Here is a 13,593-nt window from a genome sequence, read left to right as displayed (position 1 = left end):
ATCCGGTGCCCCGCACACCCACGCGCTCCCGCACCGGGACGGGCCCTCTTCCGGGGCGCGTCAGGACGGGGCCGGGCCGTCGGATGCCGCGCTGCGGCGCGAGTAGTGGCGGGCCTGTCGTGCACGGTTTCCGCATGACGGCTTGCACCATTCCTGCCGTCCGTGGCTCTTGACGAAGTAGCGCACACAGCGGGGCGCGGTGCAGGCCCGCAACTGCTCGCGCTGCGGACCGCCCAGGAAGTCGATGGCGGCGCGGGCCAGGGCAGCGACCAGCCCCACGTGCGGATCGTTCTCGGCGGAGAGAAGCCGGGTCGTGGGGGCCCCTTCGGCGGGCCAGTCCAGTTGCGGGGCGACGAGTTCCCGGCCGGCTGCCGCGTTGAGGCCGGCCAGGGCCTGGTCGACGGTCATGAGCCGATGGGCGTCCGCCGGGCTGGGCGGAGCCGGGCTGACCGTTCGGGCGAACAGTGTCCGGACGGCCCGCCGCAGTCCGACGATCCGGCTCCTGAGGTCCTCGTCGGCCGTGATCTCTCCGGCCGGGACGTGGCCGGCCAGCAGGTCGCTCTGCCGGCGAATCCAGCGGGTCGTCCCCTCGACCGTGGCGAGGTCGTCGGTGACGCCGCCGTTTCCGTCATGGCGGATCGTGCTCGCCAGTTCCAGAGCCGTCCAGCGCTCCACAAGGCCTCCCTGTTCCTCCCGTGCCCGGTCGCCGGCCACTTGATGGCACCTGCGGGCACAGTCTAAGGTCCCTAACGGATAACTGAGAACTTCCGTTAGGGACGGAGTGCGCACCCGCACTCCGGGGCGGCACGCACCGCCGCCCGGGCCCGCCACAGAAGGAGAGAGAACAGTGACGCTGTTGCTTGCCCACATCAGTGATCTGCACCTGGACGGCAGCGAAAGGGCGACCAGGCGGGCCACTCGCGTCATGGACCATCTGCGGGCGCTGCCCCGCCCGGTCGACGCTCTTCTGGTCACCGGAGACATCGCCGATCACGGCGAGGAGGCCGAGTACGAGGAAGCGGCCCGCATCCTCGACTCCCCCTTCCCGGTGCTCGCCTGCCCCGGGAACCACGATGTGCGCCAGGCGTACGGCAAGGTCCTGCTCGGGGAGTCACCCGACGGCGGCCCCGTCAACCGGGTCCACCACATCTCCGGCACCGCGGTCCTGATGTGCGACTCCACGATCCCGGGGCGCGACGAGGGACGCCTCGACGCCCGGACCCTGGCCTGGATCGACGCCACTCTCACCGGACTGCCCGAGGACCGCCCGGCGTTGATCGCCTTCCATCAGCCGCCGGTCGAACTCCACCACCCCCTGCCCGACTCCGGGAGACTCGAACAGCCCGAGCAGCTGGCCGCCCTGCTCGACGCACACCCGCAGGTGGTCGCCGTGCTCACCGGCCATGCCCACACCGCGGCCGCCTCGACCTTCGCCGCACGTCCGCTGATCGTCGGACCGGCCGTCACCTGGACGCTGCGCATGCCCTGGGAGGGCGACGACGCCGCAGACCGCGACCAGCCGCCCGGTCTCGCCTTTCACGTCCTGGGCGACGACCGCCGTCTGACCACTCACTTTCGCGTCGTGCTCTGATCCCCGCGGTTCCTGGAGCCCCGGGGGCCGAGCGCCCCGGGGCCGGGGCCCTGGAAGCGGACGCACACCGGCCCCGAACCGAGCAGCGTGGCAAGGGCCGTCGCGCGGGGCGCCGGCGGCGTGGTCCGCGGCGTGGCCGCGCCGCGGCCCGGACGGACGAGCCTGGGCGGCCCCGGCGGGCCGGCCTGAGGCGCACTCGTGGCGCAGCTCAGGGTGCTCGCCCTCGCCCGCCGCATGGTCGCGCCGTGCGCCCGGGAGCCCCGAGCGACGAGGAGCCGGTCACGGGCCGCTGCCGGCAGCCTGCCGACCCGCCCCGGTCGAGACGTGCGGCTCCTCAACCGCCGCACTGGCGCAGCATCGTCTGCTTGTCCGGCGCAGTGACCGGCATCCTGTACTTGATGGCGACCTGGGCGAACCGGACCGCGTAGGCGCACCTGATCTGCTTGTTCGGCGGCAGCCAGGACGCGGGCCCGGAATCGCTCTTGGCGGAATTGGCCCGTCCCTCGACCGGGATCAGATTGAGCACATCATTGGCCAGTTGCTTGCGCTTGCTCTCCGGCCAGCGGGACGAGCCCATCTGCCAGCTGTACGACAGCGGCACCACATGGTCGATCTGCACCTCGGCGGCCTTCGCCTTGCGCCACTCGATGGTCTTCCCGGTGTACGGATCGTGCAGCGTCATGGCGACGACCACGCAGTCGGAGCCGGAGCGGAAACGGAGGTTCCGGCCATCGCGATGCAGAAGATCGTTTCGCGTGTCGCACCCGTTCCGCGCCAGCGGCACCCCGTCCGCCGTGTCCATCCAGGCGTAGCCGAACTCGTCCCGTGCGTAACCGGTCTTCGGTCCGCGCCCCTTGGTGGCCACCTTCTCGACGATCTTCCGGGCGGCGGTCCGGTCCGCCTCGGTGGTGAGAGACGCGAGGCCGGGCTTCGTACCGTCCTCGTTGGTCAGCGGGCTGACACCGAAGCCGCCCGCCTGCTGCCCGCCGCCCGCCGATCCGCTGTCGCCGGCGGTCACGTCATCGGGGTCGCAGCCCGTCAGGGCCAGGACCGCCGCCGCGCTCAGGGCGGGCAGCATCACTCGGTACGCGCGGGGAGTTATCACTCGAGACCGTCCTGACGGGGAGAAAGCCGAACCCGGGAATCCTACGGACGTCTTCCCCGTCCACGGACGTTCAAGGCCGCGGTACGTGAGGGATGCGGCCCGCATCACACCGCGCCGCGCCTCACACCTTCCCGATGCCGAGCGTCGTCTCGGACGGCAGCAGCCCGGACCCGAGCGCCGCCACCCACAGCGGCCCCAGCAGCTCTACCAGCCGCTCCCGCTCCCCCGCGCCGAGCGCCCGCCAGGGGGCGGCCGCCTGCTCGTCCGTCCGCCGTTCGACTTCGGCACGCAGCGCCCGGCCCGCCTCCGTCGCCGTACCGTCCTCCTCCAACAGCCTCCGCCCGGTCAGTCGTTCACGGGCCGCGTTCCACTCCTTGTCGCTCCACCCCCGGCTCGCGAACACCTCGGGACGTGCGGCGCCGATGCCGGCGAACGAGACCAGCGACTCGACCGGGTCGAGTCCGGCCTCGGCGAGCGCGGCGACATGCCCGTCCCCGCGGTGTTCGCGCAGGATCGTCGCCGCATGCCAGAGCACCCGGTGCGGTTCGTCCGGCCAGGGCAGGGCGGCGTTGGCCTCGGCCAGCGGGCGGCCGGTCACGTCCGCGGCCTCCGCGACGCGCCGGGTCAGTGCGGCGGCCTCGGCGGTCTCCGGGCCGGCGGCCTGTTCCCCGAGAAGCGCACGGTACGCGCGGTCGACCGCCCTCGCCCGGGCCGCGAGCACGGCGTCGGGCGAGGCGACGGACCAGGCCGCCGGAACGTGCTCCCGCACCGTCTGCGGGCTGAAGCTGTAGAAGGTGTCGACGACACGCTCCGCACCGGCCGCCCCCAGCGGCGCCGCGCGCCAGGCGAAGTAGCTCGGCCAGCGCTCATCGGTGCGGTAGCCGAGCGCGGCGGCCTCCTCGAAGACCTCCGGCGCGTAGTAGAGCACCGCGTGCAGAGGCTCCAGCAGGTGCCACATCTGACGTACGCGACCCAACTCTTCGGACATGTCTCCGCCCCTCCGGCCGAACCTGCATCTTGTCGCTGACTAGTTCTAGAGAATCCTCGCCCTCCACCAACTTGTCAATGACTAGATTCCGCGTACTGTGCTGTCATGAGCAGCGAGCGCACCTACCACCACGGCGACCTGCGACGGGCCGTCCTCACCGCCGCACTCGACGTCATCCGCACCGAGGGCCCCGGCGCCCTGAGCCTGCGCGACCTGGCCCGCCGGGCCGGCGTCTCCCACGCCGCCCCCGCCCACCACTTCAAGGACCGCACGGGCCTGCTCACCGCCATCGCCGCCGAGGGGTACGGGCTCTTCGCCGACGCCCTCGCCGATGCGCCGGACCTGCGGGAAAGGGGCGTGCGGTACGTACGGTTCGCGACCGGCCACCCGGCGCACTTCCAGGTGATGTTCCGGCCGGAACTCCACCACCCGGACGACCCGGAACTCCTCGCGGCGAAGGCTCGCGCGGCGCAGGCGCTGCGCGCGGGGGTCACCGGCCTCCCCGCCGAGGGACGCGGCGACGACCCGCGGCTCGCCGGCATCGCCGCCTGGTCCCTGGCCCACGGCTACGCCACCCTGCTCCTGAGCGGCAATCTGGACGACCCGCTGGGCGACCGGAACTCCGAGGAGGTGTTCCGGTCGCTCGCCGGGCTGCTGTTCAGGAACCCAGAATCGTCGTGAGGAACTCCCCGGTCCACGCCAGCAGTTCGCGGCCGACGACCGGCTTGCCGCCGATCTTGCCCGTGGTCGGGCGCGGCACCAGGATCTGGTGGAGGGCCGGCTTGATCACCGTCTTCGGGTAGAGGCGCTTCAGCCGCAGCTCCTGCGACTCGCGCAGCTCCACCGGGGCGAACCGGATGTTCGGGCCCTGGAGCACGATGTCGCCGACACCGCAGGCGCGGGCGAGCATCCGCAGGCCCGCGACCAGGAGGAGGTTCTCGACCGGCTCCGGGAGTTTGCCGTAGCGGTCGGTGAGTTCCTCGCGGACCGCCTTGATGTCGTCCTCCGTGGTGGCGGACGCGATCGCGCGGTACGCCTGCAGGCGCAGCCGCTCTCCGGGGGCGTAGTCGTGCGGGACGTGCGCGTCGACCGGGAGCTCGATCTTGACCTCCAGCGGCGGCTCCTCCTCGACACCGCCCTCGAGCGAGGCCCGGTAGTCGGCGACGGCCTCGCCGACCATGCGGACGTACAGGTCGAAGCCGACGCCCGCGATATGGCCGGACTGTTCGCCGCCCAGGAGGTTTCCGGCGCCGCGGATCTCCAGGTCCTTCATGGCCACGTACATGCCCGCGCCCATCTCGGTGTGCTGGGCGATCGTGGCCAGACGCTCGTGGGCCGTCTCGGTGAGGGGCTTCTCCGGCGGGTACAGGAAGTACGCGTAGCCGCGCTCGCGGCCGCGGCCGACACGGCCGCGCAGCTGGTGGAGCTGGGAGAGACCGAAGTTGTCGCCGCGCTCCACGATCAGGGTGTTGGCGTTGGAGATGTCGATGCCGGACTCGACGATCGTCGTGGAGACGAGCACGTCGAACTTCTTCTCCCAGAAGTCGACGACGACCTGCTCCAGGGCCTGCTCCGACATCTGCCCGTGCGCCGTCGCGATCCGGGCCTCGGGGATGATCTCGCGCAGCCGCGCGGCCGCACGGTCGATGGACTCGACACGGTTGTGGATGTAGAACGCCTGCCCCTCACGCAGCAGTTCACGACGGATGGCCGCGCCGATCTGCTTCTCCTCGTACGGCCCGACGAAGGTCAGGACCGGGTGGCGCTCCTCCGGAGGGGTGGTGATCGTCGACATCTCGCGGATACCGGTGACGGCCATCTCGAGCGTCCGGGGGATCGGCGTCGCGGACATGGTCAGGACGTCGACGTTGGCCCGCAGCTTCTTCAGCTGCTCCTTGTGCTCGACGCCGAACCGCTGCTCCTCGTCGACGATGACCAGCCCCAGGTCCTTGAACTTCGTCTCCGACGAGAACAGGCGGTGGGTGCCGATGACCAGGTCGACCGAGCCCTCGCGCAGGCCCTCCAGGGTCGCCTTCGACTCGGAGTCGGACTGGAAGCGGCTGAGCGCCCGCACATTGACCGGGAATTGGGAGTAGCGCTCGGTGAACGTGCCGTAGTGCTGCTGGACCAGGAGCGTCGTGGGGACGAGGACGGCCACCTGCTTGCCGTCCTGCACCGCCTTGAACGCGGCGCGCACCGCGATCTCCGTCTTGCCGTAACCGACGTCGCCGCAGATCAGCCGGTCCATCGGAACCGACTTCTCCATGTCCTCCTTCACCTCGGCGATCGTGGTGAGCTGGTCCGGCGTCTCCGCGTACGGGAACGCGTCCTCCAGCTCGCGCTGCCACGGGGTGTCGGGGCCGAAGACGTGGCCGGGAGCCGCCATCCGCGCCGAGTACAGCTTGATCAGGTCGGCGGCGATCTCCTTGACGGCCTTCTTGGCGCGCGCCTTGGTCTTCGTCCAGTCGGCGCCGCCGAGCCGGTGCAGCGTGGGCGCCTCGCCGCCGACGTACTTGGTCACCTGCTCCAGCTGGTCCGTCGGGATGTAGAGGCGGTCGCCGGGCTGGCCGCGCTTGGCGGGGGCGTACTCGACGAGGAGGTACTCGCGGGTGGCGCCCTGCACCGTGCGCTGCACCATCTCGATGTAGCGGCCCACGCCGTGCTGCTCGTGGACGATGTAGTCGCCCGTCTCCAGCGTCAACGGGTCGATGGTCTTGCGGCGGCGGGCCGGCATCCGGCCCAGGTCCTTGGTGGCGGTGCGCTGACCGGTCAGGTCGGTCTCGGTGAGCACGGCGAGCTTCAGCACCGGGTCCACGAAGCCGTGGTCGATCGCACCGCACGAGACATGGACGACGGACGGCGCGATCTCCGCCAGGTCCGGGTCGAAACGGGCCGGGATGCCTTCGCCGCCGAGCACCTCGACGGTGCGGGAGGCGAGGCCCTGCCCCTCGGTGACGTACACCGTGCGCCAGCCGTCGGCGAGCCAGCCCTTGGTGTCGGCGAGCGCCCGGGCGGTGTCGCCGCGGTACGACTCCGGGGCGTGCATCGCGAGCTTCAGGGTGTCCTCGTCGAGCTCTGCGTCGGCGGCGAACGGCGAGACCGACCACCACATCATGTTCAGCTCACGGGCCCGGTCGCGGACGTCCGCGATCCCCCACAGGGACGCGGCACCGACATCGATGGGTGCCTCGCCGCCACCGGCCGTCGCAGCCCACGAAGCCTGCAGGAACTCCTGGCTGGTGGCGACCAGGTCAGCCGCCCTGGTGCGGACCCGCTCCGGGTCGCAGACCAGCGCCATCGAGCCCTTCGGCAACACGTCGAGCAGCAGCTCCATGTCGTCGACGAGGACCGGCGCGAGGGACTCCATGCCCTCCACCGCGATCCCCTCGGCGATCTTGCCGAGCAGTTCGCCCAGCTCCGGGTGGAGTTCGGCGAGCGCGGCGGCCCGTGCGCGTACCTCGTCGGTCAGCAGCAGCTCACGGCAGGGCGGCGCCCACAGTCCGTGCTCGGCGATCTCCAGCGACCGCTGGTCGGCGATCTTGAAGTAACGGATCTCCTCGACGTCGTCGCCCCAGAACTCCACCCGCAAGGGGTGCTCCTCGGTCGGCGGGAAGACATCCAGGATGCCGCCGCGGACGGCGAACTCGCCGCGCTTCTCGACCAGTTCGACCCGGGAGTACGCGGCTGCCGCCAGCGCGTCGACGGTCTTGCCGAGATCGGCGCCCTGGCCGATGCGCAGCGCCACGGGCTCCAGGTCGCCGAGCCCCTTGACCTGCGGCTGCAGCACGGAACGCACCGGTGCGACGACGACGCTCACCGGGCCGGTCTCCGGATCGTCGGCCCTCGGGTGCGCGAGCCGTCGCAGCACGGCCAGGCGGCGGCCCACCGTGTCCGAGCGCGGCGAGAGCCGCTCGTGCGGCAGGGTCTCCCAGGACGGGAACTCGGCGACGCTGTCCGGCGGCAGCAGCGTCCGCAGGGCCGCGGCCAGGTCCTCGGCCTCCCGCCCGGTCGCGGTCACGGCAAGCACCGTCCGCCCGGCCTCACGGGCCAGCGCGGCCACGGCGAAGGGGCGGGCGGCGGGCGGGCCGACGAGGTCGACATGCATGCGGTGGCCGTCGGTGGCGGCCTTCACCGCTTCGGCGAGTGCCGGGTCACGTACGACGGCATCCAGCAGACCGTGCAGGCTCATGAAGCGCTTCCGTCCGGGTTACGAGGGCGAGGTTCCGGCAGCCGGCTGCTGCCAGGGGGCAACGCGAAGGGCCCGACACGTATCACGGGCCGGGGGTTCCCAGCGTACGACTCCCCTGTGACACCCGCGCCCGCAATCCGGCGCACCGGGCCGGATTGCGGCGCCGCCGGCACGTCTGCCCTCACCTGGGTGAACAAGTTTTCTCCCGGCGAGACGGCGCACCGCCGCAGCCGCAACGCGCCCGGCCCCGGGGTGTTTGGAGGAACACCCCGGGGCCGGATCCGTCATCCTACGTGGACCTGCGCCCGCTATTCGGTCGCGATCGCGTTCAGCACGTTCATCCGGCCCGCCCGGAACGCCGGGACCAGGGCCGCGAACAGACCGACGAAGGCCGAGCCGACGAAGACCGTGAGAATCGTCGGCCACGGGATCTCCAGGACCTGGAGACCCTCCAGGGCCAGCAGCTTCTGGGCCGCCGTGCCCCAGCCCATGCCCAGACCGAGGCCGAGCAGGGCTCCGAAGAGGGCGATGACCACCGACTCCAGGCGGATCATGCGGCGCAGCTGGCGGCGGGAGAGGCCGATGGCGCGCAGCAGACCGATCTCACGGGTCCGCTCGACCACCGACAGGGCCAGGGTGTTCACCACGCCGAGCACCGCGACGATGATCGCGAGCGCCAGCAGACCGTAGACGATGTTCAGCAGCTGGCCGATCTGGTCCTTCAGGTCCTGCTTGAAGTCGGCCTGGTTCTGCACGCTGTACTGCGGGTACGCGGCGAGCGCGTCCTTGAGGGCGGCGTACGCCTCCTTCTCCTTGCCGTCCTGCGCCTCGGCGAACATGAGCATGTTCTTCGGCATCCTGTCGGCGGGGACGTACTTCTCGGCGGTCGTGATGTTGGTGTACATCGCACCCTTGTCGACGTTCGTGTCGTCCGAGGTGATCGCGGCGACCCTCAGCTTCGCCGTCTCCCCGTCCTTGAACGCGACGGTGATCCGGTCGCCGACCTCGACCTTGTGCCGGGTGGCGTACCCGTCGCCGACCGACATGGCGTCCTTGCCGTAGGCATCGGCCAGGTTCCCGGAGACCGTCTCCCGGCGCAGGTCGTCCCTGTACGTCGGGTCCGCGGCGACGACACCCTCGTCCTCGACCGCACCGTCGGGGGAGGTGAGCTTGGCACCGACCGACTTGTAGTGGGTGATGTGCTCGATACCCGGGACGGCCTCCAGCGCCTTCGCGGCCTGCGGCACGATCGGCTGGGGCGGGTTGCCGCTCGGCTGGACGATGAAGTCCACACCGACCGACCTGTCGAGCTCCTCGGTCGCCGAGGCGACCATCGACGAGCCGACGACGGAGAGGCAGGCGACCAGCGCGAGGCCGATCATCAGGGCCGCTCCGGTCGCTCCGGTACGCCGCGGGTTGCGCAGCGCGTTGCGCTCCGCCATCCGTCCGACCGGGCCGAACATCCGCAGCACCACCGTGCTGAGCACCCGGACCACGAAGCCGGCCAGCAGCGGGCCGATCACGATGAAGCCGATCAGGGTGAAGACCACACCCGCACCGAGGAAGAGCGAACCGTCGGTCGCCTCGTCGGCCTGCGCCGCGGTGTACAGGGCGGCGCCACCGGCGGCCGTGAGGACCAGACCGATCAGGGCCCGTACCCGTCCGGCGCGTCCGTCCGCCGGGGTTCCGGCGTCGCGCAGGGCGGCCATCGGGGAGATCTTCCCGGCCCGGCGGGCCGGGACGTACGCGGCGACGACGGTGACGATGACGCCGAGCGCCAGGCCGATCACGGGGGTCGTCCAGGCGACGGTGAGGTCGTCGGTGGACAGCTCCATGCCCATGGCGCCCATGAGCTTCATCAGCCCGACGGCGAGTCCGATGCCCGCGCCGACACCGAGGACCGAGCCGACGATGCCGAGGAACAGCGCCTCGACCAGCACGGACCTGTTGACCTGCCTGCGGCTGGAGCCGATGGCCCGCATCAGGCCGATCTCGCGGGTGCGCTGGGCGACCAGCATCGAGAAGGTGTTGACGATGAGGAAGATGCCGACGAGGAAGGCGATCCCGGCGAAGCCGAGCATCGCGTACTTCATCACGTCGAGGAAGGAGCCCATCGAGTCCTTGTTGGCGTCCGCGGCCTCCTGCTGGGTCTGGAGCTTGTACGCGGCGCTGTCACCGAGGGCGGCGGCGACGTTCTTCTTCAACTGCGTGTCACTGACACCGGGTTCGGCGGTGACGGAGATGTGGGTGAACACATCGGGCTTGCCGAGCAGCTTGGTCTGCGCGGTGGCGGTGTCGAGGTAGACGACGGCCGCACCCGGGTTGGTGACCTTGAAGGAGGCGATACCGCTGATTCTTGCCCTGATGTCGCCGGTGACGGCGATGGTGCGCAGCTCGTCACCGATCTTCAGGTGGTGCTTGTCCGCGGTGTCGGCGTCGACCATGACCTCGGTCGGTCCGCGCGGTGCGTGGCCGGAGGTGATCTCCATCGAACGCAGGTCGTTCTGCGTCCAGTTGCCCGCGATCGTCGGGGCGCCGGTCGAGGAGCCCATGTTCTTGTCGTGGCTGTCGACGACGGTGACGGACATGCTGGTGACCGCGCCCTCGGCGGTCTTCACCCCGTCCGCCTTCCCGGCCTGCTCGACGGCGGCGGCCGGCAGGGAGACCGGCTTGCCGCTCTGCGGCATGTCGTCGACGTCCTGCGCGTTCCTGGGGCTGACGGTGACATCGGCCGAGGTCGCCGCGAACAGCTTGTCGAACGTGGTGTTCATCGTGTCGGTGAAGACGAGCGTGCCGCACACGAACGCCACCGACAGCAGGACCGCGACGGCGGAGAGCGCCATCCGCCCCTTGTGCGCGAAGAAGTTGCGTACCGAGGTCTTCCAGATGGTCATGACGTCCGCCCGCGCGCGTCGAAGTCCTTCATGCGGTCGAGGACCTGGTCGGCCGTCGGGTTCTGCATCTCGTCGACGATGCGCCCGTCCGCGAGGTACAGCACCCGGTCCGCGTAGGAGGCGGCCACCGGGTCGTGGGTGACCATGACGATGGTCTGGCCCAGCTCGTCGACGGACTTGCGCAGGAAGGTCAGCACCTCGGCGCCGGCCCGCGAGTCCAGATTCCCGGTGGGCTCGTCACCGAAGATGATCTCCGGTCGGGCGGCGAGGGCCCGGGCCACCGCGACCCGCTGCTGCTGGCCGCCGGACAGCTCGGTGGGCCGGTGCTTCAGCCGGTCGGCGAGGCCGACCGTCTCCACGACCTGCTGCAGCCAGCCCGCGTCGGGCCTGCGGCCCGCGATGTCCATCGGCAGCGTGATGTTCTCCAGCGCATTGAGCGTCGGGAGCAGGTTGAACGCCTGGAAGATGAAGCCGATCCGGTCCCGGCGCAGCTGGGTGAGCTTCTTGTCCTTGAGCTTGGTGATCTCGGTCTCGTCGAGATGGATCTCGCCCGAGGTCACCGTGTCCAGACCGGCCAGGCAGTGCATCAGGGTCGACTTGCCGGAGCCGGACGGCCCCATGATCGCCGTGAACTGCCCGCGGGCGATGTCCACATCGACATGGTCGAGCGCCACGACCCGGGTCTCCCCGGCCCCGTACGCCTTGACGACCTGCCGCGCCCGCGCAGCGACGGCCGTACGCCCTCCAGTGCCCCCGTGCCTGGGAATGGTTACAGCCGTTGTCACGGTGATTCTCCTTGTGTCGGTCGATGCCTGTACGGCAGTTGATGCCGTTGTGCCGGGTCGGACCCCGGATGGCGGGCCATGCCCGGAACGTCGTGGTGTACGCACTGAGTCTCGCGTCCGGAAGTGGTCCGGCGCGCTGGTGCCCAGTGCAGTCTTGGAGTGGGGTTTTCCCCACCCCGCCCCCTGCGGTCAGCCGCAATCGCGGCGCACAACCACGTTAGGGAACGGCTCCCCGGCCCCACCTCCTCCGCCGGGAGGAACCGCCCCTGGGCACAAGTGAGGAGCTACCCCTAGGGGTCTGCGCCCCCGGGCGGAGCCGGCTCTCAGGGACTCCACCCGGAGGTGGCGGAGGACCGTTCCGCCGCACCGGCGCGGCAGCAGGTGAGACAGTGTCCCCGGGAAAGTACGTGCATAGGGAAGGGATCTTTGTGAACGGCGCGGGCGGCGGTACCGAAGCGATCTCCGGGTCCGGACTGGACCCGGCACCCTCCACCGCCGCGCCCCGGGGCCGCGGCCCGGTCGTGGCCGCGCTGATGCTCGGCATGGCCCTGGCCGCGATCGACGGCACCATCGTCTCCACCGCCGTCCCGCAGATCGTCGGCGATCTCGGCGGCTTCGCCGTCTTCTCCTGGCTCTTCTCCGGCTATCTGCTGGCCGTCACCGTCACCCTGCCGGTCTACGGCAAGCTCTCCGACACCTTCGGCCGCAAACCCGTCCTGATCGCCGGCATCATCCTGTTCCTCGCCGGCTCGGTCCTGTGCGCCGCCGCCTGGAGCATGGCCGCCCTGATCGCCTTCCGCGTCGTCCAGGGACTCGGCGGCGGCGCGCTGCAGGGCACGGTCCAGACGATCGCCGCCGACCTCTACCCGCTCAAGGAACGCCCCAGGATCCAGGCCAAGCTGTCCACCGTCTGGGCCACCTCCGCCGTCGCAGGACCGGTGATCGGCGGACTCCTCGCGGCGTACGCGGACTGGCGCTGGATCTTCCTGATCAATCTGCCGGTCGGGGCGGTCGCCCTCTGGCTGGTCGTACGCCACCTCCAGGAACCCTCCCGCACCCGCCCCGCCCCCGGCACACCCCGGCTCCGGATCGACTGGGCGGGCGCCCTCGCCGTGTTCGCCACCGGCGCCCTGCTGCTGACCGCACTCGTGCAGGGCGGTGTCGCCTGGCCCTGGCTGTCGGCGCCGTCGCTCGGCCTGCTGGCCGCGAGCGCAGCCCTGGCCGCACTGACCGTCGTCATCGAGCGGCGCGCCGCCGACCCGGTCATCCCCGGCTGGGTGTGGCGGCGGCGGACCATCGCCTCGGTCAATCTGGCCCTGGGCGCGATGGGCCTGCTGATGGTCGCCCCGACCGTCTTCCTGCCGACGTACGCCCAGTCGGTCCTCGGCCTCGGCCCGATCGCCGCCGGTTTCGTGCTCTCCGTGATGACGCTGAGCTGGCCGGTCTCGGCGGCACTGTCCAACCGGGTCTACAACCGCATCGGGTTCCGCCGTACCGCGATCATCGGCATGGGCGCCGCCCTGCTGATCCTGCTGTCCTTCCCGCTGCTGCCGTATCCCGGCGAACCGTGGCAGCCCGCCCTGATCATGCTGCTGCTCGGTGCGGCACTGGGGCTGTTCCAACTGCCGCTGATCGTGGGGGTCCAGTCGACGGTCGGCTGGTCCGAACGCGGTACGACGACGGCCTCCGTGCTCTTCTGCCGGCAGGTCGGCCAGAGCCTGGGCGCCGCGCTGTTCGGGGCCGTCGCCAACGGCGTCCTCGCGAACCGTCTCGCCGACGCGCCCGTCGCCGGACTGCCCGGCGACCTCGATGCGATCTCCCACGCACTGGACGACCCGGGGGCGATCTCCGCCGCGGCGACGGACTATCTGCGGCGGGCCGTCGACGCGGCCGTCGACCAGGTCTACCTCGGGGCCGCGGCGGCCGCGGCGGTGGCTCTGCTGGTGCTGGTCTTCGTGGCGCCGCGACGCTTCCCGGTCCTTGCCGAGGAGACCGACGCCGCCACCGAGAGCGCCGCCGAAGCACCACGGGACTAGACATC

The 13,593-nt window shown here is 71.1% G+C and carries 9 protein-coding genes; 3 read left to right on the top strand and 6 right to left on the bottom strand.

The window, feature by feature from the left end:
• Positions 1–60: 60 nt before the first annotated feature.
• Entirely contained in the window at positions 61–675 is a 615-nt protein-coding gene (locus OG878_RS23875) for a CGNR zinc finger domain-containing protein (RefSeq protein WP_328888661.1), read from the bottom strand.
• Positions 676–853: 178 nt separating this feature from the next.
• On the opposite strand from OG878_RS23875, the gene OG878_RS23870 reads away from it, so the two are divergent.
• The gene (locus tag OG878_RS23870; RefSeq protein ID WP_328891358.1) at positions 854–1,591 is read left to right on the top strand and encodes a metallophosphoesterase; all 738 of its coding nucleotides are present in this window, start codon (positions 854–856) and stop codon (positions 1,589–1,591) included.
• Between the two features lie 334 nt (positions 1,592–1,925).
• Here the strand turns inward: OG878_RS23870 and OG878_RS23865 are convergent, their stop codons facing one another.
• Both OG878_RS23865 and OG878_RS23860 read right to left on the bottom strand, forming a co-directional pair.
• Complete coding sequence (locus OG878_RS23865; protein WP_328891357.1) at positions 1,926–2,669, bottom strand: HNH endonuclease family protein; 744 nt, start codon at positions 2,667–2,669, stop codon at positions 1,926–1,928.
• A gap of 148 nt (positions 2,670–2,817) precedes the next feature.
• Positions 2,818–3,684 carry an SCO6745 family protein gene (locus tag OG878_RS23860; protein ID WP_328888660.1) on the bottom strand — a complete coding sequence of 289 codons (867 nt, stop codon included), beginning with the start codon at positions 3,682–3,684 and terminating at the stop codon, positions 2,818–2,820.
• Between the two features lie 105 nt (positions 3,685–3,789).
• Between OG878_RS23860 and OG878_RS23855 the strand changes: the two genes are divergently transcribed.
• The gene (locus OG878_RS23855; RefSeq protein WP_328888659.1) at positions 3,790–4,365 is read left to right on the top strand and encodes a TetR/AcrR family transcriptional regulator; all 576 of its coding nucleotides are present in this window, start codon (positions 3,790–3,792) and stop codon (positions 4,363–4,365) included.
• On the opposite strand, the gene mfd is transcribed toward OG878_RS23855, so the two are convergent.
• From mfd to OG878_RS23840, 3 genes are all read right to left on the bottom strand, one after another.
• Positions 4,343–7,873, bottom strand: coding sequence for a transcription-repair coupling factor (gene mfd / locus OG878_RS23850; protein WP_328888658.1), 3,531 nt, complete (start codon positions 7,871–7,873; stop codon positions 4,343–4,345). The genes OG878_RS23855 and mfd overlap by 23 nt on opposite strands.
• Before the next feature lie 308 nt (positions 7,874–8,181).
• Positions 8,182–10,767 carry an ABC transporter permease gene (locus tag OG878_RS23845; RefSeq protein ID WP_328888657.1) on the bottom strand — a complete coding sequence of 862 codons (2,586 nt, stop codon included), beginning with the start codon at positions 10,765–10,767 and terminating at the stop codon, positions 8,182–8,184.
• Complete coding sequence (locus OG878_RS23840; RefSeq protein WP_328888656.1) at positions 10,764–11,552, bottom strand: ABC transporter ATP-binding protein; 789 nt, start codon at positions 11,550–11,552, stop codon at positions 10,764–10,766. Before OG878_RS23840 ends, OG878_RS23845 begins: the two co-directional genes overlap by 4 nt.
• 428 nt (positions 11,553–11,980) lie before the next feature.
• Between OG878_RS23840 and OG878_RS23835 the strand changes: the two genes are divergently transcribed.
• Positions 11,981–13,588: an MFS transporter gene (locus OG878_RS23835; protein ID WP_443049155.1), complete on the top strand. Its 1,608-nt coding sequence runs from the start codon at positions 11,981–11,983 to the stop codon at positions 13,586–13,588.
• Positions 13,589–13,593 lie beyond the last annotated feature (5 nt).

This window comes from Streptomyces sp. NBC_00316 (assembly GCF_036158715.1).
Classification (GTDB): domain Bacteria; phylum Actinomycetota; class Actinomycetes; order Streptomycetales; family Streptomycetaceae; genus Streptomyces.
The sequence above is the reverse complement of the archived record's forward strand: the minus strand, read 5'-3'. Positions and strand labels throughout refer to the sequence as shown.

Bases quoted from the DNA above. Each gene is read 5' to 3' on its own strand.
- OG878_RS23845 (WP_328888657.1), bottom strand. From the start codon at position 10,767: ATGACCATCTGGAAGACCTCGGTACGCAACTTCTTCGCGCACAAGGGG.
- mfd (WP_328888658.1), bottom strand. From the start codon at position 7,873: ATGAGCCTGCACGGTCTGCTGGATGCCGTCGTACGTGACCCGGCACTC.
- OG878_RS23865 (WP_328891357.1), bottom strand. From the start codon at position 2,669: ATGCTGCCCGCCCTGAGCGCGGCGGCGGTCCTGGCCCTGACGGGCTGC.
- OG878_RS23860 (WP_328888660.1), bottom strand. From the start codon at position 3,684: ATGTCCGAAGAGTTGGGTCGCGTACGTCAGATGTGGCACCTGCTGGAG.
- OG878_RS23855 (WP_328888659.1), top strand. From the start codon at position 3,790: ATGAGCAGCGAGCGCACCTACCACCACGGCGACCTGCGACGGGCCGTC.